The following is a 22,916-nucleotide window of genomic DNA, read 5'->3' as shown; positions in this document are numbered from 1 at the left end:
CCTCTATATAGAGGCTGCTGACCCGTTAATCCAGATTAAATGTCGCGATAACCGGAACGTGGTCGGACGGGCGATCCCAACCGCGCGCGTCGCGGAGAATTTGCAGGCCCTGAATGTGCTCCTCCAGGTCCACCGAACCCCAGACGTGATCCAGCCTGCGGCCACGGTCCGATTCGGCCCAGTCCTTGGCGCGATAGCTCCACCAGGTGAAGATTTTCTGGTCTGCCGGAATAAGCTGCCGCATCAGGTCGCTCCAGCCGCCTTTCACACGCAGGTCTTCCAGCGTCTCGGTTTCGATCGGCGTATGGCTGACGATCTTGAGCAATTGCTTGTGCGACCAGACATCGTTTTCGAGCGGGGCGATATTGAGATCGCCAACGAGAACCGATGAATGCCCGTCCTGCCGGTCGGCGACAATGGCGCGCATTTCCTCGAGAAAAGCCAACTTGTGCGCGAACTTCGGATTGATCTGCGGGTCCGGCTCGTCGCCCCCCGCCGGAACATAGAAATTGTGGATGCGGAGCTTTTTGCCGCCTGCCTCCACCACAGCGCTCAGGTGCCGGCAATCGCCCATGTCGCAAAAGCCGATCTTTTCCACGCCCGTCAACGGACGTTTGGATACCGTCGCCACGCCATGATAACCCTTCTGGCCGCTGATCGCGATATGTTCATAGCCGAGCGCGCGAAACCCTTTCGACGGAAACAGATTGTCGGGGCATTTCGTTTCCTGAAGACACAGAACATCGGGCTGATAATCGCGCAGAAACTGTTCGACCAGCGGCATGCGCAGACGAACGGAATTGATGTTCCAGGTAGCAACGGAAAAGGCCATGAAGATAGGACTCGCAGCAACGAAAGAGATGCCGCGAACCTAATCATTTATCCGGCAAATGCAAACGGATTGCCTGTCACAAACTGACGATTACTGACCTTTGCGCTTCATCGCGATGCGCTGATAATCGATCTTGAACATATCGTCGGTGAAACGCACGCCGCTGCGCACATTGAAGATCATGACTGTCGTATCGAGCTTCTGAGCATCGGTAATGGTCCACTGCTTCAGCTCATAGGATTTGGGATCGAACATCATGGTGATTTTCGAATCGCCGAAGATCGACTTGTCGCCCAGCACGAGCGTGGTCATGTCCGGCTCCTGCTTCACATTCTGAAGACGTCCCCCACCCAGATCAATCCGATCTGCCAGCAGAAGCTTCAAGGGCGTCTTGGAAAGCGGATAGAGGTCCCAGGTGTCCAGCTTGCGATTGTTGATGACGACCGATTCGCCATCCGAAATCACGCGGATCGGGGAGTTGTTATAGTTGAAGCGGATCTTGCCCGGGCGCTCGATATAGAAAGTGCCGCCAGTCTGCTCACCCTTCGGGCCGAACTGCACGAACTCGCCGGTCATGGTGCGTACCGATGAGAAATGGTCGGCAATCTGCTGTGCAGCCGCACCGCCGCCAGCGCCCTGCGCCATCGCGGCGACCGGCGCCAGAACCAGCGATGTCATGCCAAGGCCAAGCGCTCCCATTCCCAGCACGGCTGCAACACGACCAGCTTTCGCGAAGGCGGAGAAACGGGAGAACATCATCGACAAACTTTCTCTTTTCATCATTCTGTTTAACTACGCCGCCAGTTGGGCGCGAGTATGGCCATCAGAAATCATCGTCGCCAGTGGGAACCAGAATTTCACGCTTGCCCGCATGGTTGGCCGGGCCGACGATACCCTCATCTTCCATGCGTTCGATGATTGAAGCCGCACGGTTATAGCCGATGCCAAGGCGGCGCTGGATATAGGAAGTCGAAGCCTTCTTGTCACGCAGCACCACGGCAACGGCCTGATCGTAAGGATCGTCGGAATCCTCCAGATTGCCGGTTCCAGCAGGACCGCCGCCGCCTTCGTCGTCATCTTCATCCTCGGTGATCGCGTCGAGATATTCCGGCACGCCCTGAAGCTTCAGGTGCTGCACGATGCGTTCCACCTCGTCGTCGCCGACGAAAGGTCCGTGCACGCGCTGGATGCGCCCGCCGCCAGCCATGAACAGCATATCGCCCTGGCCGAGAAGCTGTTCGGCGCCCTGCTCGCCCAGAATAGTGCGGCTGTCGATCTTCGACGTCACCTGGAAGGAAATGCGGGTCGGGAAGTTCGCCTTGATCGTGCCGGTGATGACATCGACCGAAGGTCGCTGAGTGGCCATGATGACATGGATGCCTGCCGCACGCGCCATCTGCGCCAGACGCTGCACGGCACCTTCGATATCCTTGCCCGCGACCATCATGAGGTCTGCCATTTCGTCGATGATCACGACGATATAGGGCATCGGCGCCAGATCGAGTTCTTCTGTCTCGTAGATCGCCTCGCCTGTATTGCGGTCGAAGCCGGTCTGCACGGTGCGTGCGATCGGCTCACCCTTTTTCTGCGCAAGGCCGACACGCTGATTGAAGCCGTCGATATTGCGCACGCCGACCTTGGACATCTTGCGATATCGGTCTTCCATTTCGCGCACGGTCCATTTGAGCGCGACGACCGCCTTCTTCGGATCGGTCACGACCGGCGTCAGCAGGTGCGGAATGCCGTCATAGACGGAAAGCTCCAGCATCTTCGGATCGATCATGATCAGGCGGCATTCCTGCGGCGTCATGCGATAGAGCAGCGACAGGATCATGGTGTTGATCGCCACCGATTTGCCCGAGCCGGTCGTACCGGCCACAAGAACGTGGGGCATCTTGGCAATGTCGGCTATGACCGGCTCGCCATTGATGGTCTTGCCGAGCGCGAGCGCAAGCTTCGCCTTCGACTGTTCGAAGTCGCGGCTCGCCAGCATTTCGCGCAAGTACACCATTTCGCGCTTCGGGTTCGGCAGTTCGATGCCGATGGCATTGCGGCCCGGAATGACGGCAACGCGCGCTGCAATCGCGCTCATCGAGCGGGCGATATCGTCGGCAAGGCCGATGACGCGCGAGGACTTGATGCCAGGCGCAGGCTCAAGTTCGTAGAGCGTGACCACCGGGCCGGGCTTCACATTGATGATCTCGCCGCGCACGCCGAAATCTTCCAGCACGCCTTCCAGCAGCCGGGCGTTCTGTTCCAGCGCATCCTTGGAAAGCGCCGGATCACGCTGGACGAGCTTCGGTTCGGCCAGGAAATGCAGCGACGGCATTTCGAAAACGCCATTGTCCTTGAGGAAGGACGGCTGCGCTTCGCGCTGAGCGCGCGCGCCGGGCTTCGGCGAAGGAGCGGCCTGTTCCACGCGGGCCTTGCGGGCGCGGGGCGGCGGCGCATCGTGCCATTCCTGACCGGCCAGCGGCGCGCCGCCGTCCATGTCGTCCATATCGAAAGGCGGCTCGTCTTCAATCGGGGCAGGTGCCCCGAAACCGGGCTCGCGGCGCGGCGCATTGCGCGTTTCGGCATTGCGGCGCACCACGCGCATATCCTCGAAATCTTCGTCGCGCGCACGGCGACGGCCGAGACCCGTCAGGCGCTTGAAATTCGCAGTCGTGGTCAGCGCCAGATGGGTGAGAGCACCCATAAGCTGGAAACCGCCACCCGTTGATGCTTCATCGTCCTCGTCTGCCGCAAAATCATCTTCTTCCGCGCCACGACGCGCTGACGGCTGGGCAGGGTTGACGATCCCTGCGCCCCGCCCGACGATGCCGCTGGCAAAAAGGCAGAGCCAGAAAGCCGGTACTGCAAGGATGAGCGCAATGCCCGATGCAATGGCGCCTTGCGGGAAACTGCCAAGGAACAGCCCTGGGAATTTCAGGATCATGTCTCCGAAGACGCCGCCGAGGCCGATCGGCATCGGCCAGCTTGCCGGAACTGCGAAGCAACTCGCGATGGCGGCGAACAACAATGCTGCGCCGAGCCATGCGAAGCTGCGCTTGGCCACGCGCCCGATGCCGCCGCGCGTCATCAGCAGCAGCGACCAGACAGCAAGCGGAAGCAGGGCCGGAACGCTCGCCAGCCCGAAAAACTGCATGGCAATGTCGGAGAACACGGCGCCCGGATACCCAAGCGCATTCGTTACCGGATTGTCGGTCGCATGGCTGAAACTCGGGTCAGCCACATTCCATGTCGCCAGCGCGCCAACAGCCATGCCGGTGAGCGCCAGAAGCCCCAGACCGAACAGGATATAGAACTGCCTGCGGAAGAGATTGGCCAGTTTCAGCCTGTCTTCCGTAATCCGCTCGTCACGCAGCGGGTATGAGGGCGAATATCCTTGCCGCATATAGCCTGTCCCGAACCGAATATCTTTGCTGGCCCGTGAGCGGAAATGCTTCGGGCACATTGAATCGGTCCGATCCTAATCGCCGGATGGTTAATTCCTCATTAACCATGCAGAGGCCGCGAACAAATCCGGTGGATGAAATGAAAAAGGCGCGGTTTCCCGCGCCTTTTTCCGCTTGAGACAATCCCCTTCTATTGAACGGATTCGCCGTGCAACGCGATGTCGAGGCCTTCGATCTCGGCCTGCTTGCTGGGCCGCAGGCCCATGATGGCCTTGACCACATAGAGAATGATGGCGGTGGCAATCGCAGTATAGACGATGGTGATGGCCGCGCCGAAGAACTGCTTGCTGATGGTAGCCCCTTCGCCCGCCGGGTTGATCGCCGCATCGGCAAAGAGACCGGTCAGCACCGCACCGACGAAGCCGCCCACACCATGGACGCCGAATGCATCGAGCGAATCGTCATAGCCGAGCGCGTGCTTGATCTTGACGGCTGCCACATAGCAGACCGCACCGGCGACGACACCGATGATAAGCGCGCCCATCGGATTGACGAAACCGGCGGCAGGCGTGACGGCCACAAGGCCTGCAACGGCGCCTGAAATGATGCCAAGCACGCTTGGCCTGCCCGCGACCGCCCATTCGACGAACATCCACGCCAGAGCAGCACCTGCGGTCGCAACCTGCGTGTTGAGCATGGCGACCCCGGCAAGCGCGTTGGCCCCGACAGCAGAGCCTGCATTGAAACCGAACCAGCCTACCCACAGAAGGGCAGCGCCGATGACCGACAGGACGAGATTGTGCGGCGCCATATTGGTATGGCCGTAACCATCGCGCTTGCCGATGATGAGCGCCGCGACCAGACCGGCGACACCAGCATTGATATGGACAACCGTGCCGCCGGCAAAATCAAGCACGCCATCCGACGCCATGAAGCCGCCGCCCCAGACCCAGTGCGCGACCGGGATATAGACGATGAACAGCCATAGGGTCAGGAAGACCAGCATGGAGGAGAACTTCATGCGCTCGGCAAACGAACCGGCGATGAGTGCGGGGGTGATGACGGCGAAAGTCATCTGGAAGGTGATGAACACATATTCCGGAATGGTTCCGGTCAGCGATTGCATCGTGACGCCCGAGAAGAACGCCTTGGAAAGACCGCCAATATAGGAATTGAGCGAGCCGCCATCGGTGAAGGCCAGCGAATAGCCCGCGATCATCCACAGAATGGACATGAGACAGGTGATGGCAAAGCTCTGCATCACCGTGGACAGCACGTTCTTCTTGCGCACCATGCCGCCATAGAACAGCGCCAGACCCGGTATGGTCATCATCAACACCAGCGCGGTTGAAGTCAGCATCCAAGCCGTATCGCCCGTATCGAGGGTTGGTGTCGGTGCGGCGTCCTGCGCCATTGCCGTTCCGGCCATGGCGACGAGCGCAGGCAAGGTAGCCAGAAGGGCCGTTTGCTTGTTTCTTCCTGTTATGAGCATCGAATATCTCCGTCGAAGGGCGGCTTCAAACGCGGCTGCGCTGGAAAGACCGGTTCAAACAGAGAGAAACAAAATTCATGCCAGTTGGCGGAGGCCGGCAAATTAACTTCAAATTTTGTGGCATCGGCGCGGCTTACGGCGAAATTCCGGGCCGAGGATAAGCGTGGTTTCGGACCGAATGAATGACTTAAACGATTCATTCGATTCGCTTTCTACGCATTGGCAGCTCGCAAACGATCAGCGAAATGCCTTGTATTTAGCCACACCCCTACCCTGTGATTAAAAAATAATCAATCCTTTTCATCGTGAACGCGGATCAAGCCTTCCTGCGCCACCGATGCGATCAGCACACCATCGCGCGTATATAGCGCGCCACGGTTGAAACCCCGTGCGCCGGAGGCGCTCGGCGTGTCCTGTGTATAGAGCAGCCAGTCATCGAGCCTGCACGGGCGATGGAACCACATGGCGTGATCGAGGCTCGCAACTTGCAGATCGCGATCGAATATGGTGCGGCCATGCGGATGAAGCGACGTGTCGAGCAGCGTCATATCGGAGAGATAGGCGAGAATGGCTGCCTGCAGCGCCCGGTCGTCCGGCACGATGCCGCGCGCCCTGACCCAGACATGCTGGACGGGTTCAAGCTTCTCGCGGGAGAAATAGTGGGTGAGTGAGACAGGCTTGATCTCTATGGGCCGTTCCCTCTCCCAGTATTTGCGGACATTCGGCGGCGCCATGTGGAGATATTGTTCCTTGATGTCGCGATCCCCGACGAGCTGTTCAGGCATCGGCAGTCCTTCCGGCATCGGCATCTGATGATCAAGCCCGCCTTCATCGATCTGGAACGAAGCGGACAGCGAGAAAATAGCCTTGCCATGCTGCTTGGCCAGAACGCGCCGGGTGCTGAAGCTGGAACCGTCGCGGATACGGTCCACCTCATAGACGATGGGAATGGCCGGATCGCCGGGGCGCACGAAATAGGCATGGAGCGAATGTACATGGCGCTCGGGCTCGACTGTGCGTTGCGCGGCAATCAGCGCCTGCCCGATGACCTGTCCGCCGAACACCCGCTGCCAGCCCACTTGCGGGCTGTTACCCCGGAAAAGATCCACCTCGAGGTTTTCCAGATCGAGGATGGAAAGAAGCTCACGCATTGCCGCCGTCTGCTCGACCCCGGACTTTTCTTTCTCAGACATGGACAGCCTGCCTTCCGCAACCATATATGCTTTACAAAGTTGGAGAGGCATGTTTGAGCCTGCGCATCCATGCCTGTCAAGAAGCAGGCAGCCCAAGGGAAATGCAATCCCGTGCCAATGGTTGGGCCGGGACGGGCGGCGCGGCAAAATATCGGGTTTCATGCGCGGCGATATATGCCAAAACACTGCGCGAAAGACGGATTCTGGAAAGGAACGACAATGGCTGGCCAGAAAAAAGTGGACGCGCCGCGCAATAACGATGTGGTGATTGCAGGCGGCGGCTATGTCGGGCTTGTCACGGCGGTTGCGATCAAATCGGCAGCGCCGCATCTTGTCCTCACCGTGATCGACGGCGCACCGGCGGGAGCCTGGAAAAACGACCCGCGCGCTTCCTCCATCGCCGCCGCTGCCTCACGCATGTTGGACCAGCTCGGCTGCTGGCAGGAAATCCTTCCCGAGGCACAGCCCATAACGGAAATGGTCATCACCGATTCGCGCACTTCCGATCCTGTGCGCCCGGTGTTCCTGACTTTTGAAGGCGAAGTCGAGCCCGGCGAACCCTTTGCCCATATGGTGGAAAACCGCGTTCTCAACACCGCCCTTCACAACAAGGCTGAAACGCTCGGCATCACCTTCCTCGAAGCCACCAGCGTGGATAATTTCAATACGCTCCCGGAAGGGGTGACCGTCACGCTTTCAAATGGAGACACGCTAGAAACGCGCCTGCTGATCGCCGCAGATGGCGCGCGCTCCCGCCTCCGCGACCTGGCAGGCATCAAGACGGTCAACTGGGATTACGGCCAGTCCGGGATCGTCTGCAATGTCGCGCATGAACTGCCGCATGGCGGCCGGGCCGATGAGCATTTTCTCCCGGCCGGACCTTTTGCGATCCTTCCGTTGAAGGGAAATCGCAGCTCGCTCGTCTGGACCGAGCGTACCTCGGATGCCGAGCGCCTCATTCGCGAAGACGACTTCGTATTCGAAGCCGAACTGGAACAGCGCTTCGGTCATCGTCTCGGCGCCCTGCATGTCGAAGGTCCGCGCCGCGCCTTCCCGCTCGGCCTGACGCTGGCGCGTGAATTCGTGAAGCCGCGCTTCGTGCTGGTGGGTGATGCAGCCCATCGCATCCATCCCATCGCCGGTCAGGGGCTTAATCTCGGTTTCCGCGATGCTGCTGCAATTGCGGAGGTCGTGGTCGAAACCGACAGGCTCGGCCTCGACATCGGTTCATTTGCCGCTCTGGAACGTTACCAGTCCTGGCGTCGCTTCGACACTGTCCAGATGGGCGTGACGACAGATATCCTGACCCGGCTTTTCTCCAACGACCATCCAGCCGTCCGCTCGATCCGCGATATCGGCCTGGGTCTCGTCGACCGGGTTCCGCTACTGAAATCCTTCTTCATCAAGCAGGCAGCCGGTCTTTCCGGCGATACGCCGCGCCTGTTGAAGGGCCAGTCCATCTGAGCGCTGGACCCGCTGCCCTGCCGCCCTATATCGGAAGCGGAAATCCCAACCGAGAGGAGAGCTTCCCATGGACAGAAAAGCAACCGCCGTCTGGCAAGGCACACTGAAGGAAGGCAAGGGTACCCTCAACACGCAAAGCGGCGCGTTGAAGGATCTGCCTTATGATTTCAAGGCCCGTTTTCAGGACGAAAGCGGTCGCTCCGGCACCAACCCGGAAGAACTTCTGGGAGCAGCGCATGCAGGCTGCTTCGCCATGCAGCTTTCCGCACTCCTGACCGAACACGGCACTCCTCCAGAAAAACTGGAAGCGACTGCCGCCGTCACCGTCGGCCCCGCAGCCGGTGGCGGTTTTGAAATCAGCCGCAGCGCACTGACGCTCAATGCCACGATCCCGGGAATCTCGGCGGAGGATTTTGAAGCGCTTGCCACCAAGGCCAAGCAGTCCTGCCCTCTCTCGAAAGCGTTGGGCGCTATCGAGGTGACGCTGGACGCAAAATTAGCCTGAACAGGTATAAGACACGCCAACGAAGAGCGGGCGCAAGCCCGCTTCTTTATTCCGGCAGGTGGCAGACGGCCTCGATATTGTGACCGTCCGGATCGATGACGAAGGCGGCGTAATAATCGGGGTGATAATCGGCCCTCAGGCCGGGCTTGCCATTGTCCTTGCCGCCTGCGGCTATGGCCGCTTCATAAAAGCGGTCAACCTCGGAGCGGGTGCCAGCCGAAAATGCGACATGAAGCACGCCCTCAAGCTTCGCGCCTTTCTGCTTGCCGATCCAGAATTCCGGCTTGCCATTGCGGCCATACCCCACCCAATCGCCGAACTCCATGGCGCGGCCTATGCCCAGCGGTGCCAGCGCCGCATCATAGAAAGCCCGCGACTTGGGCATGCTGGAAATGTTGAAGCCGATATGATCGAGCATGATTGCCCTGTCTCCGATGGATATCCCTAATGAGATATCGGCGCCGCTATAAAGATCAAGCCTTGGGCGAAGATGTAACAAAGTTCAGGTAAAGAAAAAGGGGAAGGTTTGGACCTTCCCCTTTTGGTTCTTGGAACCGAGCTCGCAACTACACGCGGCGCTCGACCACCATCTTCTTGATCTCGGCACAAGAGGCGTGGAGGCCGTAGGCCGACAGGGATTAAAAAGACAGGCAATTGCCGCGATTACACGCGGCGCTCGACCATCATCTTCTTGATCTCGGCAATCGCCTTGGCAGGGTTCAGACCCTTCGGGCAGGTCTGTGCGCAGTTCATGATCGTGTGGCAGCGATAGAGCCGGAACGGGTCCTCGAGATTGTCGAGGCGTTCGCCCTTGGCTTCGTCGCGGCTATCGATCAGCCAGCGATAGGCCTGAAGCAGCACGGCGGGCCCGAGATAACGGTCGCCGTTCCACCAGTAGCTCGGGCACGAGGTCGAGCAGCAGGCGCACAGGATGCACTCATAAAGACCGTCGAGCTTCTGGCGATCCTCATGGCTTTGCAGCCATTCCTTCTGCGGCTCCGGCGAAACCGTCTTGAGCCAGGGCTCGATGGAACGGTGCTGGGCGTAGAAATTGTTGAGGTCCGGCACGAGGTCCTTCACCACCGGCATATGCGGCAGCGGGTAAACCTTGATGGCGCCCTTGATGTCGTCCATGCCCTTGGTGCAGGCAAGCGTGTTCGCGCCGTCGATATTCATGGCGCAGGAACCGCAAATGCCTTCGCGGCAGGAACGGCGCAGCGTCAGCGTCGGATCGATCTTGTTCTTGATATAGAGAAGACCGTCCAGAACCATCGGGCCGCAATCGTCGCGATCGACATAATAGGTGTCGATGCTCGGATTGGCGTCGTCGTCCGGCGACCAGCGATAGATGCGGAATTCCGTGACGCGCTTGGCGCCATCAGGCCGGGGCCAGGTCTTGCCCTCCTGAACGCGGGAATTCTTGGGAAGTGCGAGTTCAACCATTGCTCTTTCCCTTGATTAGTAAACGCGCTTCTTCGGCGCAATCTTGGCGAGGCTGATGCCGCCTTCCTCTTCCGTCGTCAACGGATCGAGGTGGACCGGGCGATAGTCAAGCTTGACCTTGCCATCCGGCGACAGCCAGGACAGGGTGTGCTTGCGCCACTCGGCATCGTTGCGATCCGGGAAATCCTCATGCGCATGGGCGCCGCGGCTTTCCTGACGCGCTTCCGCCGAAACAACCGTGGTCAGCGCATTGGCCATCAGGTTTTCCAGCTCCAGCGTTTCCACCAGATCGGAGTTCCAGATCATCGAACGGTCCGTGACCTTGATGTCCGGCAGTTCATGCCAGAGCTTTTCCATGCGCTCGACGCCCTGCTTGAGCGATTCCGACGTGCGGAACACGGCGGCATCTTCCTGCATGGTGCGCTGCATCTTTTCGCGCAGTTCCGCGGTCGGCTGGGAGCCATTGGCAAAACGCAGGCGATCAAAGCGCTCCATGATCCTGTCGCAGGCAGCGAGGTCAAGATCGGGAATCTTCGACTTGCGATCGATCACCTGACCGGCGCGGATTGCAGCCGCACGGCCGAACACCACCAGATCGATCAGCGAGTTGGAGCCGAGACGGTTTGCGCCATGCACCGAAGCGCAACCAGCTTCGCCGACGGCCATCAGGCCCGGCTGTACGCGGTCCGGATCGTCGGCGGTCGGGTTCAGCACCTCGCCCCAGTAGTTGGTCGGGATACCGCCCATATTGTAGTGAACGGTCGGCAGAACCGGGATCGGTTCCTTTGTCACATCCACGCCTGCGAAAATCTTGGCCGATTCCGAAATACCCGGCAGGCGTTCATGCAGAACAGCCGGATCGAGATGGTCGAGATGCAGGAAGATGTGATCCTTGTTCTTGCCGACGCCGCGACCAGCGCGGATTTCCATGGTCATGCAGCGCGAAACAACGTCACGCGAGGCAAGGTCCTTGGCCGATGGCGCATAGCGCTCCATGAAGCGCTCGCCTTCGGAATTGACCAGGTAGCCACCTTCACCGCGCGCGCCTTCAGTAATAAGGCAGCCAGCGCCATAAATGCCGGTCGGATGGAACTGCACGAATTCCATGTCCTGCAGCGGCAGGCCGGCGCGTGCCACCATGCCGCCACCGTCGCCGGTGCAGGTATGCGCGGAGGTTGCCGAGAAATAGGCGCGGCCATAACCGCCCGTCGCCAGAACCACCATCTTGGCGGAGAAGCGATGGATGGTGCCGTCATCGAGGTTCCACGCCACGACGCCGGTGCACACACCGTCGGTCATGATGAGATCGAGCGCGAAATATTCGATGAAGAACTGCGCGTTGTTTTTCAGGCTTTGGCCGTAGAGCGTGTGCAGGATCGCGTGGCCGGTACGGTCGGCGGCAGCGCAGGTGCGCTGGACCGGAGGACCGTCGCCGAAATTCTGCATGTGACCGCCGAACGGGCGCTGATAGATCTTGCCTTCTTCGGTACGCGAGAACGGCACGCCGTAGTGCTCAAGCTCGTAAACGGCGGCAGGCGCTTCACGCGCCAGATATTCCATCGCGTCGGTGTCGCCGAGCCAGTCCGATCCCTTGACGGTATCGTACATGTGCCACTGCCAGCTGTCCGGGCCCATGTTCTTGAGCGAGGCAGCAATGCCGCCCTGCGCGGCGACAGTATGCGAACGGGTCGGGAAAACCTTGGTGATGCAAGCCGTCTTCAGGCCCTGCTCGGCCATGCCCAGCGTTGCGCGCAAGCCCGCACCGCCAGCCCCGACAACCACCACGTCGAACTTGTGATCGACATAGGTGTACTTGCTTGCAGCGGCAGGCGCCGCATTGTTTACTGCACTAGCCATCGGGCTATCAACCTCCGAAGCTCAGCTTGAGGATCGCAAAAATGCAGGCGAAGCCGACAACAGCCGTAAAGAAGCTGTTCAGCATCACCAGCACGACCTTCATGCCTTCGCCATGCACATAATCTTCGATAATGACCTGCATGCCCAAACGCATGTGATAGACGCCGGTCAGGACGAACAGCGCCATCACGATTGCAGTGAATGGATGCGACAATGCAGCCCGGACTTCCGCATAGCTTGCGCCATTGAGCGAAACGACCAGACCGATGAAAAACATGACCAGCGGCACGAGGGCGACCGCGCTCAGGCGCTGATACCAGAAATGGCCGGTGCCTTCCTTGGCCGATCCCAGACCCCGGACCTTGCCGAGCGGGGTGCGCATATCCTTGTTCATACCGTTCATGAAACCAGCCCCCTTAGCGCACCGAATAGGCGACGACCCAGACGAGGGTCGTGGCGATGACGGAGAATACGACGGTCGTCCAGGCGATCCTGGAAGCGGTGTGCTTTTCAAGGCCTGCGCCCGTATCCCAGATCAGGTGGCGGACACCGCCGGCCAGATGGTGCAGAAGCGTCCAGGTATAACCGAACAGGATCAGGCGGCCGATCCAGGACGAGAACAATGCATTGACGGTGTTGAAGCACTCTTCGCTGACCGCAGCCGAAATCAGCCAGGCCGCCAGCAGCAGGGTGCCGAAGTAGAGTGCGCCGCCTGTGATGCGATGGACGATGGACATCGTCATCGTAATGACCGGCTTGTAGATAGACAGGTGCGGCGACAAAGGACGCTGGCGCGTTACAGTCGGTTGTGTCATGGCTCTGTAGGCTTCCCTGACGTTTCTCTCCGGCCACACCCGGCTGACGATCATCAGCAAGGCAGCCGGGTTGCGGGTTCTCCCGAACCCTGGTTCGATGCCGTCCGAGGCACAGGGAACCGGACTTTACGATCCCGCGCCGGTACGACCCAAGAAAATATGGCTGGGCCGTGGCGTACGGCCCTATGTGGCGCTTTCTACTGCGCTTTTACCATCACGTCAAAGAAGCTTTTTCACGAAAAGACTAACAATTGGTCGCACCTGGGCGACACATTCGCGTGATTGCGGCATTCAAACGATTGAAGACCGCAACCGGCAAAAACATGTGTAATTTCATCAACTTTCAGGAAATCGATCAGTTGCCGAATCGAATCACATAGCTCGACCAGTCCGCAGCCGTGGCAATCTGTTCATAGAGCTTGCGCCCGTCTTCCGGAACGCGCGGGGCATTCAGCACCAGCTTGGACCAGCTGCGCTCCTCGGCCTTGTCGGCAAGGACGTCGATCAACGCCTTGGCGATACCCTTCCCGCGATGATCGTGGTGGACATAGATATGATCAACCTGACCTGCACGCAGGCCCGTCACCGGTTCGGGCAGATCGTAGAAGATCACGAAGCCGACCAGATTTCCGTCGACCCGGGCCCCCAGCGTTTCAGCGGCGCGGTCCTGAAGCAGGTGCTCGGCATAAAAATCATCGGGGCGGCGCGGCGCACCGCGCTTCAGCGCCTGCGCGTAGCTTGCCAGCAGCGGTGCGAACTCATGGGCATCCCGCAGATGGAGGAGCGCAATATCGACGGCATGATCTTTGGTCATTGGACGTTCCTTGGCGTTTCCAGTTCTTCCATGCGCCGCCTGCGAAGCAGCAGCGCACCGGAAGACCGGTTCGATTGTAGCCAGCACGGATGACAAAGGTAAAGAAAGAGTTAAGATAGTCCTCATTCTCTTGGTGGTCACGGACGATGAGGCTCGAACAACGATGGCAAAACGCAGACCGGCAATGCTTGGCGTGGCTGTCGTCGGGGCGCTTGCACTGACCAGCCCCACGCTGGCCAGCGATGCGATGCGTTCCATCGATGCATCGGGGAACCTCGTGATCCAGATGCCGGATAATGGCGCCAGAATCATCCGGGTCCGAACCGCGCAGCCTGTTTCTGCGCCGCCGCAGCACTTGCGGATAATTTCTGCGCCACGCAATAATTCCGTCGCCCACATTGTGGCCAAGCCCAACAGCAATTGCGAAAGCGCGGTCGTGCTGCGTGGACGCTCTTTCATGTACGGGATCGACCGCGGGGAAACGCCGGTTCTGGATCATCCGGGTTGCCGCTACGAATAGCGTCGTTCAGCGCCCGGTCATTGAACGAAGTTCCAGAACGTTTTCATCCACCAGTATCGGAAGGGCGCTGCGAACGCAGTTGCGCCCTCCCTTCTTCGCCTCATAAAGCGCACCATCCGCGCGCTTGTAGAGATCGGAAAATACGTCATCGAATTCCATCTCCGCGATGCCGAAGCTCGCGGTAAAGACAATTGCGCCATTTCGTCCCGGAATATGGATATCGCGGCAGACAAGCCGGGCCTTTTCCGCGAATCGCCATGCTGACTGGATCGTGTTTCCCGGCAGGATGATCGCAAATTCCTCACCGCCTATGCGGGCCGAAATTCCGTTCTTACCGTTCGCTGCCTTGCGCAGTTCGGCAGAGAACGCCGCAATGACGCGATCTCCCAGCGCATGGCCATGCGTATCGTTGATCGCCTTGAAATGATCGATGTCGCAAAGGACCAGCGACAGGGCCTGCCGCATGCGCTTCGACTTTTCAATTGCGGCTTCGGCGCGAAACTCGAAACCGCGCCGGTTGAGCAATCCCGACAGCTGGTCCGTCTCGGAGCGTATCAGCATATTGGCGATCAGTTCCCGCATCAGGCTCAACAGCAGGAGCAAGCCGCCCGCGACGGAAAGAGCCGCCCCGATGGACTGCGAAAACATTGCATAGGTCGTATCGATGTAATCTCTCGGTTCGACGCCTGTTCCCCCCGCCAGCATGGCGATGACCGGCTTGAACAGAAAATGGAGGGCGCTGATGCTGAACAGCACCACCATCAAGGTGTCTACGCCGTTGCGATCCACCCGCAGGATCACCCACACCGCAAGAAGCAGAATGAGGAAATAAGGCGTCTGGTAGAGAAGCATGCCCAGCATCTGGCTGCGGGCGACGTCATATATGCCGTAAATCATCGCGAGCGATGCAACAGTCAGAACTCCGAGCGCGATCCACGGCACGGGCCGGGCATACATGCGTGCCAGACCGATGACCAGACAGGACAATGCCAGATAGTAGGTCGTAAAGGCGAGCATATAGCCCACGCGGGGATTGGGAATGGAAGGCATGGCGAGCTCTGTCAGGAAATAGAGCATTGCGAAAATAAAGCCGAAGGCAAAGACCGGCGCCGCCGCATTATCCCGCGCGTAAACGGCTATGCCGAGGAACGCGAAAGCAAACAGACCTGAAACGGTCATGTTGATCAGAAGGATAAAGTCGGCTCCATTCATCGATTCTCTTCCCATGCCGGCTGTCAAAGTCTTCCCAGACGCCAGCCACCCCACCCCTCCATACAATCAAAGCGTGAAAAACCTGCTAATATACATCTAAAGAAAAACCGCCGGGGATGAACCGGCGGTTTGATCAGTTGAAAGCCCTCGGGGGAACCTTAGTTCCACTCGCGAATGTCGACGAAATGTCCCGCAATCGCGGCAGCGGCGGCCATGGCTGGCGACACGAGATGCGTGCGGCCCTTGAAGCCCTGCCGTCCTTCGAAATTGCGGTTCGAGGTCGATGCGCAACGCTCGCCCGGCTTCAGGCGGTCGTCATTCATGGCAAGGCACATCGAGCAGCCCGGCTCGCGCCAGTCGAAACCGGCTTCGATGAAGATCTTGTCCAGACCTTCGGCTTCCGCCTGTTCCTTTACCAGACCAGAGCCCGGCACGATCATCGCGCTTACGCCGGCGGCAACCTTCTTGCCAGCGGCCATGCGGGCGGCATCGCGCAGGTCTTCAATGCGGCCATTGGTGCAGGAGCCGATGAACACGCGGTCGATCTTGATGTCGGTCATCTTGATGCCCGGCTTCAGGCCCATATAGTCAAGCGCGCGCCACTTCGATGCACGCTTGGTCTCATCCTTGATCTCGTCGGGGTTCGGAACGATGTCGGTGACGAAGACCACATCTTCCGGCGAGGAGCCCCAGGAAACGACCGGCGAAATCTTGGCGGCGTCGAGTTCGACGATCTTGTCGAAATGGGCCCCTTCATCCGAATGCAGCGTCTTCCAGTAGGAAATCGCCTGTTCCAGCGCTTCGCCCTTCGGCGCGCGCGGCTTGTCCTTGATATAGGCGAAGGTCGTTTCGTCCGGCGCGATCAGGCCGGCGCGGGCGCCGCCTTCGATCGACATGTTGCAGACGGTCATGCGGCCTTCCATCGACAGGGAGCGAATGGCATCGCCCGCATATTCGATCACATAGCCGGTGCCGCCTGCGGTGCCGATTTCACCGATGATGGCGAGCGTGATGTCCTTGGCGGTGACGCCGGGCGCCAGTTTGCCATTCACACGCACCAGCATGTTCTTGGCCTTCTTCTGGATCAGCGTCTGGGTTGCCAGAACGTGCTCCACCTCGGACGTGCCGATACCGTGCGCCAGCGAACCGAAAGCGCCGTGCGTGGACGTGTGGCTGTCGCCGCAGACGATGGTCATGCCTGGCAGGGTGAAGCCCTGCTCCGGCCCGACGATGTGCACGACGCCCTGACGCTTGTCGCGCTCGGAATAATATTCAACGCCGAAATCGGCCGCATTCTTCGCCAGAGCCTCGACCTGAATGCGGCTTTCCTCGTTTTTGATGCCGTTGATGCGGTCCGGCGAGGTCGGCACGTTGTGATCGACAACGGCCAGCGTCTTTTCAGGATGGCGCACCTTGCGGCCAGCCATGCGCAGGCCTTCGAAAGCCTGCGGGCTCGTCACTTCGTGCACAAGATGGCGATCAATATAAAGGAGGCAGGTTCCGTCTTCCTGCTGATCCACTACATGGTCGTCCCAGATCTTGTCATAAAGTGTACGCGGCGCGCTCATTGCGAGAGGTCCTTTGATTAGTTCGAGAGCATTTCCAGCAAAATGTGAAACGGGTTTTGCATGGGCCAATGCGTGAAAAAAACAGCCAGAGCGATTCCTGCGCTTCAAGCCTTGACTGGAACCGCTCTAACTTCCTGTCATATGCACCCGCCGTCACGCTTCGTCAAGAAAGTGAAACCGCAACAGGGTGTCGCAGTAACAATCTTGCGAGATTTTGGCAGAATTATGCGATATGTTACGCAAGCCTTTGCTTTTGGCAAATAAAAAAGGCGACCCAAAGGCCGCCTTTTTCAAACAGATCGCTGTGAAACTTATTCAGCAGCAGCCTTGGCAGCTTCAGCCTTGGCAGCGGCAGCCTTATCGGCTTCGCGCTCGGCCTTGGTGCGGTTGTCTTTCTTTTCAGCAATACGGGCAGCCTTGCCGGTGAGGCCGCGCAGATAGTAAAGCTTCGCGCGACGAACCTTGCCGCGACGAACCAGTTCAACGCCTTCTACGATCGGCGAGTAAACCGGGAATACGCGCTCCACGCCTTCGCCGTAGGAAATCTTGCGAACGGTGAAGTTTTCGTTGAGGCCAGCGCCGGAACGGGCAATGCAGACGCCTTCATAGGCCTGCACGCGGGTACGCGTACCTTCGGTAACGCGAACCTGAACGCGAACGGTGTCACCTGGCTGGAAATCCGGAAGCTTGCGCTTTTCTTCGATCTTTGCTGCCTGTTCGGCTTCAAGCTGACGAATGATATCGGTCATCGTCTTTCTCCTTCTGAATTCTTCTCAAACAGTCAGAGCGCTCTGCACTTGCCACCAAGCAATCCTTGGCCCTGTGGCTATGCCTTCAAATTCAGGCAGGAGCGGTACACCATTTATTGGTTAAGGACGTATCGGGCTTTGCCCGAACGGGATATTACAATGTCGGGACTAGCACGAACTGGCGCGGCAATACACCATTGCCGGCGGTGAATCAATATCAGGAAGCCAAAATCGCCTCAGATGCGACCCAGATGCGTATCCTTGAAACCCGATCCATATTTGAGGCCGAAACCGAGTGCGCGGTCGACGCCGATATGCACGGCCCAGATCAGCGCAATTGCAAAGCAGAGCGGCCAGTTCATGGCCCAGCCGAACACCGCCACAAACACGACGCCGATCCAGCTATGGGCCATATTGTAGATGACCGCGCCGGTACGCGGCCCCTTCATATAGCCGAAGAATGAAAGATCGGGCGCAAGGATGAGGATAGCAAACAGCCACCAGCTCGCGCCGCTGACCCAATAGGCTCCGAGCGCCAGCAGTGCGAGAGAAAGACTTTCGAGCCGCTGGATCAGATTCATTTGTGCTTGCCCTCGCCATAGGCTTCCCAAAGATCGGGACGCCGCTCCCTGGTGATCCGTTCCGCCTGCTCGTGTCGCCATTTGTCGATGGCGCCATGATTGCCCGACGTCAGGATTTCCGGGATCGATCTTCCTTCCCATACCTGCGGGCGGGTATAATGCGGATGTTCGAGCAGGCCGGTCTCGAAGCTTTCCGTCTCGCCGGATTCGCGATTGCCCATCACGCCCGGCAAGAGCCGCACAACGGCATCGAGCAGCACGATGGCCGCAGTCTCTCCGCCCGACAGGATGTAATCGCCAATCGAAACTTCCTCAAGATCGCGCGCTTCAATGACGCGTTCGTCCACACCTTCGAAACGACCGCAGAGAATGATCGCGCCCGGCCCGTCGGCCAGCTCGCGCACGCGCTTCTGTGTCAGCGGCTTTCCGCGCGGGCTCATCAGAAGCATCGGGCGGCGACCGTCGGCGACTGAATCCAGTGCGCGGGCGATAACATCCGGCTTCATCACCATGCCAGCGCCGCCGCCAGAAGGCGTGTCATCCACCATACGGTGCCGCCCTTCCGCAAAGTCGCGAATCTGCACTGCATCGAGCCGCCATTTCGCTTCGCCGAGCGCCTTGCCGGCAAGCGAGGCACCGAGCGGTCCGGGGAACATTTCCGGATAAAGCGTCAGCACGGAGGCATGAAAGAAACCGGCCTCCTCCGCGACCTTTGAAACTTCGGTCATCACTTCTTCGGCTTTTTCTTTTCGCCCTGCGGGCGCTCGTCCTCATCCTCGGCGATCAATCCGGCGGCATGGGGTTCGACCAGCAATATGCCCTTGTCGAAGTCGATCTCTGGAACGGCCGCTTCCGTGAACGGAATGAGCATGGGACGCTTGCCCTTTTCGGAAAGCTCGATGAGATCGCCGCCGCCGAAATCGAACAGGGCGCTCACCACGCCATAGGACTTGCCTTCCGCATCGACCGCCAGCAAGCCGATCAGATCGGTCTGGTAGAATTCGTCTTCGTCCAGTTCGTCATCCGGCAGTTGCGAGCGGTCGATGAAAAGCGCGGTCCCGTTCAGCGCCTCGGCCGCATTGCGGTCGTTGATGCCCTTGAAACGCACGACCACGACCGTCTTGGCCGGGCGCGCTTCCAGAACTTCGTAGCTCTTGCCCTGTTCGTCATAAAGCAGGCCGTAATCGGCGATGGCCAGCGGATCGCCGGTAAAGGTCTTCACTCGCACTTCACCGCGCGTGCCATGGGCGGCACCGATGACGGCGAGCTGGATCGGGTTTTCTGGACGCGGCATTGCCAACCTTGTTTTTGCTGCACGGAGAGAACTATTTTTCGTTCAATAGCTCTTTCGTTGGCCTTTTTCACGTCATTTCGTCACAAAAGCGCTCTTCAACCCACGAAAACCAGCCGGTAACCTATCGCTGGCAGACTGTCTTGCGAATCCAGAGTGAACGATCGGCCCGATTATGACGACGAACAGCGAATTTCTGATCCCTGCCCGCGCCGACCTCGCAGCCGCCAGGGAAGAATGGCTGAAGACGCTGAAAGATGCGCGGCGCCTGTCGGAAAATACGCTTGATGCCTATGAGCGCGATACGCGGCAGTTTCTCAATTTCCTGACCGGCCATCTGGGCGAACCGCCGTCGCTGAAGGATGTCGGCAATCTGCGGATCGCCGATCTGCGCTCGTTCCTGGCCAGCCGCCGCAACGAAGGCGTCGGCGCGCGAACGCTGGGGCGCGGGCTTGCGGGCGTGCGCTCGCTGCTGCGTCATCTGGAAAAACGCGGTCTTGCCAATGCGGCAGGCGCGAGCGCGATGCGCGCGCCGCGACAGCCGAAATCACTGCCGAAGCCGCTGACCGCCGAAGACGCCCGCCGCGTGGTTGCCGCCGACGGGCAACTCGCGGAGGAGCCATGGATTGCCGCGCGCAACGCCGCCGTTCTGACCTTGCTCTATGGTTGCGGCCTGCGCATCTCCGAAGCGCTCGGTCTGACGGGTGACGCATTATCCGATAGCACCGCCCTTTCCATCACCATCACCGGCAAGGGCAACAAAGCCCGCCTCGTGCCGTTGCTGCCGGTGGTGCATCGCGCGGTAGCGCAGTATCGGGCGCTTTGCCCATTCGATCTTTCGGCCGACAAACCGCTGTTTCGCGGCGCCAAGGGCGGCATTCTTCATGCGGCGATCATCCAGCGTGAAATGCAGAAACTGCGGGCTGGTCTTGGCCTGCCGGACAGCGCAACGCCGCATGCGCTGCGCCATTCCTTTGCAACGCACCTTCTGGGACGCGGCGGCGATCTGCGCACCATTCAGGAACTGCTTGGCCATGCCAGCCTTTCCACGACGCAGGTCTATACCGGCGTGGATACAGAGCGATTGCTGGAAGTTTACGACAAGGCGCACCCGCGCGCTTGATATTGGTCTGGCATCCGTGAAAACCGGCTCTATATTGCCCTCATGAAAAAGCTGTTTCTGACCCTTCTCCTTGCCTGTCTTGCAGGCTCCGTCGCCGCTCGCGCCGACAATGCCCCTGCCGCGGGTGCCTGTACCCCACACGGCGTCAACCTCATGGAAGGACTTGAGGCGAAAGACCCGGCAAGCTGGCAGGAATTGCAGCGCGAAGCCGATAAGGTTCTCAATCGCACGGGACTCCTCTGGAAAATCGAGAAGGATGGCATCGAGCCGTCCTATCTCTTCGGCACGATCCATTTTTCAGATCCCCGCGTCATGACATTGCCGAAAGCCACCGACGCGGCCTATCGATCGGCGAACACGGTCGTCGTGGAAACGACGGATATGCTGGACCCGAAGTTTTTCCTGCGTGTCAGGCTCGAACATCCCGACCTGCTGCTCTTCACCGATGGCACCACGCTCAAATCCCATCTTCCCGCAGAGCAGCGTGACGAGATCGAACGGAAGCTTGCAGAACGCGGCATCATTCTCGACGCGGTCGCCACAATGAAACCCTGGGTCCTATCCAGCCTGCTGACATTTCCCAAATGCGAGAGACAGCGCAAAAGCGAGGGCGAAAAATCGCTCGATGAAAAGCTTGCTCTCGACGCGCAGGCCGAGGGCCGCGATGTTCTGGGCCTTGAAAGTGCGGAAGAACAGCTCCTGGCGATGAGCCGGATGCCGCTCGATTTCCATGTCCGCAGCCTTGTGGCTACCATCGACTATGGTGACGGGATCGAGGATGCCATGGAGACAATGACTGCACTTTATCTCAAGGGCGAGGTCGGGATGATCATGCCGGCGCTTCGGAAGATTGTTCCCGACAACCTTTCCGACGAGGACTATGATTTGTTTCTAAAATATCTCATTTCGGACCGCAATCACGTCATGGCTGATCGTGCCGTCCCGATCATCGACAAGGGAAATGCCTTTATTGCCGTTGGCGCGCTGCATCTGCCGGGCGCGGATGGGGTAATCGAATTGCTGCGTGCAAAGGGTTATCGGGTGGTTCCGCTATAATCGTCGATAGAGCATTTCCGGTGATGCAGGAAATGCTCTAGCCAGCTTTCAGGTCCGTGATGCTGTTCTCGATGGCGGTTATATTGAGTTCGAGCTCGGCAATCTGTCTCAATATGGATTTTCCCGGAAGCGCTTCTTCCCGAGCCGCCTCATCCAGAAGCTTGAACTGTTCATCGCGCAGAAGCGACGAAAGTTTCTCGAAGCGTTCAATGGTTTTCAGGTTTTCTTTCGACGGCATAATGTCATTCCTCAAAATTTCGGCGTCGTCTCTGATCGCTTGTAACGACCCTGCCTTATCAGTGCTTTACAGTGATAAAGCCCGGATAGCCAGTTGATCGATCATATTTTCGATCAGCAGATCGCATCCGTGATTGAATATACATAAATGATGCGCAGTTTCTCTTGCGTTAACACCAGCGCCGCCGCCCCGCTCCGCACGTCTATTCGTACTGGCTCGTACGCATATTAGCGCTTCTGGAACTATCCGCTCTTTTTCGCATTGATATACACCGGGTTTGTTATTGCAGCGCATGACGGCACGCATTCGAGGCGGTCGGAACATCGATTGCCCGAGGACCAGACGCAATGCCCGGCCAACTGTCACTTCCCGACTGTCGTTTCGATGGCGGAAGGGACCATTGGAGGACCCGATATGGTTGACCCCCTCGACCCGCGAAACAATGACCCGCGGAACAACGACCCGCGCACGACAACCGACCCCAGGCTTTCGGACCCGTCCGGAATGCCGCCGCCACCGCCTGCGCGCGGCGGAAGCGGCTATCTGCTTGGGGCGGTGCTGCTGGCGGCAATAATCATCCTGGCTTATTTCTTTTACCGCAACGGCAGCGGGACAGACACAGCCGCTCCACCTTCGCCCCCCCCGGCGACGCAGAGCGAGCCTGCAACACCTGCTCCGGCTCCCCCGGCCAGCCCGCCAGCGCAAAACTAGAGCGGTTCCTGTTCTGACAGAATCGTCGGAAATGCTCTAGACATCGAAAAAAGG

General features: G+C 59.2%; 23 protein-coding genes. 5 read left to right on the top strand and 18 right to left on the bottom strand.

What is annotated here, in order from left to right; all coding sequences use genetic code 11:
* Nucleotides 1–25: 25 nt before the first annotated feature.
* From ACS5UA_RS13365 to tesB, 5 genes are all read right to left on the bottom strand, one after another.
* Nucleotides 26–832, bottom strand: coding sequence for an exodeoxyribonuclease III (locus tag ACS5UA_RS13365; RefSeq protein WP_063619757.1), 807 nt, complete (start codon nucleotides 830–832; stop codon nucleotides 26–28).
* Nucleotides 833–922: 90 nt separating this feature from the next.
* Nucleotides 923–1,591, bottom strand: a complete 669-nt coding sequence (locus ACS5UA_RS13360; RefSeq protein WP_021587470.1) for an outer membrane lipoprotein carrier protein LolA — start codon at nucleotides 1,589–1,591, stop codon at nucleotides 923–925.
* A gap of 64 nt (nucleotides 1,592–1,655) precedes the next feature.
* On the bottom strand, nucleotides 1,656–4,229 hold the full coding sequence (locus ACS5UA_RS13355) for a DNA translocase FtsK (protein ID WP_266030490.1): 2,574 nt from the start codon (nucleotides 4,227–4,229) through the stop codon (nucleotides 1,656–1,658).
* A gap of 191 nt (nucleotides 4,230–4,420) precedes the next feature.
* Nucleotides 4,421–5,722 carry an ammonium transporter gene (locus ACS5UA_RS13350; RefSeq protein WP_006467965.1) on the bottom strand — a complete coding sequence of 434 codons (1,302 nt, stop codon included), beginning with the start codon at nucleotides 5,720–5,722 and terminating at the stop codon, nucleotides 4,421–4,423.
* Between the two features lie 290 nt (nucleotides 5,723–6,012).
* Entirely contained in the window at nucleotides 6,013–6,915 is a 903-nt protein-coding gene (tesB, locus tag ACS5UA_RS13345) for an acyl-CoA thioesterase II (RefSeq protein ID WP_253176177.1), read from the bottom strand.
* 219 nt (nucleotides 6,916–7,134) lie between these two features.
* On the opposite strand from tesB, the gene ACS5UA_RS13340 reads away from it, so the two are divergent.
* Both ACS5UA_RS13340 and ACS5UA_RS13335 read left to right on the top strand, forming a co-directional pair.
* The gene (locus ACS5UA_RS13340; RefSeq protein WP_253176176.1) at nucleotides 7,135–8,379 is read left to right on the top strand and encodes a ubiquinone biosynthesis hydroxylase; all 1,245 of its coding nucleotides are present in this window, start codon (nucleotides 7,135–7,137) and stop codon (nucleotides 8,377–8,379) included.
* A 67-nt stretch (nucleotides 8,380–8,446) separates the two neighbouring features.
* Nucleotides 8,447–8,884: an OsmC family protein gene (locus ACS5UA_RS13335; RefSeq protein ID WP_100647517.1), complete on the top strand. Its 438-nt coding sequence runs from the start codon at nucleotides 8,447–8,449 to the stop codon at nucleotides 8,882–8,884.
* Between the two features lie 46 nt (nucleotides 8,885–8,930).
* Here ACS5UA_RS13335 and ACS5UA_RS13330 read toward each other — a convergent pair whose 3' ends face one another.
* From ACS5UA_RS13330 to ACS5UA_RS13305, 6 genes are all read right to left on the bottom strand, one after another.
* Complete coding sequence (locus ACS5UA_RS13330; protein WP_006470952.1) at nucleotides 8,931–9,302, bottom strand: VOC family protein; 372 nt, start codon at nucleotides 9,300–9,302, stop codon at nucleotides 8,931–8,933.
* Nucleotides 9,303–9,547: 245 nt separating this feature from the next.
* Nucleotides 9,548–10,327: a succinate dehydrogenase iron-sulfur subunit gene (locus ACS5UA_RS13325; protein WP_021587475.1), complete on the bottom strand. Its 780-nt coding sequence runs from the start codon at nucleotides 10,325–10,327 to the stop codon at nucleotides 9,548–9,550.
* A gap of 15 nt (nucleotides 10,328–10,342) precedes the next feature.
* Nucleotides 10,343–12,184: a succinate dehydrogenase flavoprotein subunit gene (sdhA, locus tag ACS5UA_RS13320; RefSeq protein WP_006467971.1), complete on the bottom strand. Its 1,842-nt coding sequence runs from the start codon at nucleotides 12,182–12,184 to the stop codon at nucleotides 10,343–10,345.
* Nucleotides 12,185–12,191: 7 nt separating this feature from the next.
* Nucleotides 12,192–12,587 (bottom strand): succinate dehydrogenase, hydrophobic membrane anchor protein, encoded by a 396-nt coding sequence (sdhD, locus tag ACS5UA_RS13315; protein WP_021587476.1) that lies wholly within the window; start codon nucleotides 12,585–12,587, stop codon nucleotides 12,192–12,194.
* Nucleotides 12,588–12,600: 13 nt separating this feature from the next.
* Nucleotides 12,601–12,999, bottom strand: a complete 399-nt coding sequence (sdhC, locus tag ACS5UA_RS13310; RefSeq protein WP_273772002.1) for a succinate dehydrogenase, cytochrome b556 subunit — start codon at nucleotides 12,997–12,999, stop codon at nucleotides 12,601–12,603.
* Between the two features lie 355 nt (nucleotides 13,000–13,354).
* Nucleotides 13,355–13,813, bottom strand: coding sequence for a GNAT family N-acetyltransferase (locus tag ACS5UA_RS13305; protein WP_006470954.1), 459 nt, complete (start codon nucleotides 13,811–13,813; stop codon nucleotides 13,355–13,357).
* A 163-nt stretch (nucleotides 13,814–13,976) separates the two neighbouring features.
* On the opposite strand from ACS5UA_RS13305, the gene ACS5UA_RS13300 reads away from it, so the two are divergent.
* Nucleotides 13,977–14,333 (top strand): hypothetical protein, encoded by a 357-nt coding sequence (locus ACS5UA_RS13300; protein WP_253176174.1) that lies wholly within the window; start codon nucleotides 13,977–13,979, stop codon nucleotides 14,331–14,333.
* A 6-nt stretch (nucleotides 14,334–14,339) separates the two neighbouring features.
* Here the strand turns inward: ACS5UA_RS13300 and ACS5UA_RS13295 are convergent, their stop codons facing one another.
* From ACS5UA_RS13295 to rimM, 6 genes are all read right to left on the bottom strand, one after another.
* On the bottom strand, nucleotides 14,340–15,545 hold the full coding sequence (locus tag ACS5UA_RS13295) for a GGDEF domain-containing protein (RefSeq protein ID WP_151656996.1): 1,206 nt from the start codon (nucleotides 15,543–15,545) through the stop codon (nucleotides 14,340–14,342).
* A gap of 158 nt (nucleotides 15,546–15,703) precedes the next feature.
* Entirely contained in the window at nucleotides 15,704–17,113 is a 1,410-nt protein-coding gene (leuC, locus tag ACS5UA_RS13290; protein WP_006470956.1) for a 3-isopropylmalate dehydratase large subunit, read from the bottom strand.
* Nucleotides 17,114–17,424: 311 nt separating this feature from the next.
* Nucleotides 17,425–17,862, bottom strand: coding sequence for a 50S ribosomal protein L19 (gene rplS / locus ACS5UA_RS13285; protein ID WP_006467977.1), 438 nt, complete (start codon nucleotides 17,860–17,862; stop codon nucleotides 17,425–17,427).
* Nucleotides 17,863–18,098: 236 nt separating this feature from the next.
* Entirely contained in the window at nucleotides 18,099–18,443 is a 345-nt protein-coding gene (locus tag ACS5UA_RS13280; protein WP_021587480.1) for a DUF4260 domain-containing protein, read from the bottom strand.
* Complete coding sequence (trmD, locus tag ACS5UA_RS13275) at nucleotides 18,440–19,171, bottom strand: tRNA (guanosine(37)-N1)-methyltransferase TrmD (RefSeq protein ID WP_253176173.1); 732 nt, start codon at nucleotides 19,169–19,171, stop codon at nucleotides 18,440–18,442. The genes ACS5UA_RS13280 and trmD overlap by 4 nt, the downstream gene beginning before the upstream one ends.
* Complete coding sequence (gene rimM, locus ACS5UA_RS13270) at nucleotides 19,171–19,737, bottom strand: ribosome maturation factor RimM (RefSeq protein WP_063619763.1); 567 nt, start codon at nucleotides 19,735–19,737, stop codon at nucleotides 19,171–19,173. The genes trmD and rimM overlap by 1 nt, the downstream gene beginning before the upstream one ends.
* A gap of 172 nt (nucleotides 19,738–19,909) precedes the next feature.
* Here rimM and ACS5UA_RS13265 point away from each other — a divergent pair, with 172 nt between their 5' ends.
* Together ACS5UA_RS13265 and ACS5UA_RS13260 are read left to right on the top strand one after the other, a co-directional pair.
* Nucleotides 19,910–20,857, top strand: coding sequence for a tyrosine recombinase XerC (locus ACS5UA_RS13265; RefSeq protein WP_121995276.1), 948 nt, complete (start codon nucleotides 19,910–19,912; stop codon nucleotides 20,855–20,857).
* Nucleotides 20,858–20,899: 42 nt separating this feature from the next.
* Entirely contained in the window at nucleotides 20,900–21,913 is a 1,014-nt protein-coding gene (locus ACS5UA_RS13260; protein WP_253176172.1) for a TraB/GumN family protein, read from the top strand.
* Nucleotides 21,914–21,950: 37 nt separating this feature from the next.
* Here the strand turns inward: ACS5UA_RS13260 and ACS5UA_RS13255 are convergent, their stop codons facing one another.
* Nucleotides 21,951–22,151: a hypothetical protein gene (locus ACS5UA_RS13255; protein ID WP_006470960.1), complete on the bottom strand. Its 201-nt coding sequence runs from the start codon at nucleotides 22,149–22,151 to the stop codon at nucleotides 21,951–21,953.
* Between the last annotated feature and the right edge of the window lie 765 nt (nucleotides 22,152–22,916).

Source organism: Brucella sp. RRSP16 (genome assembly GCF_052246815.1).
In the GTDB taxonomy this organism is placed as follows: domain Bacteria; phylum Pseudomonadota; class Alphaproteobacteria; order Rhizobiales; family Rhizobiaceae; genus Brucella; species Brucella intermedia.
The sequence above is the reverse complement of the archived record's forward strand: the minus strand, read 5'-3'. Positions and strand labels throughout refer to the sequence as shown.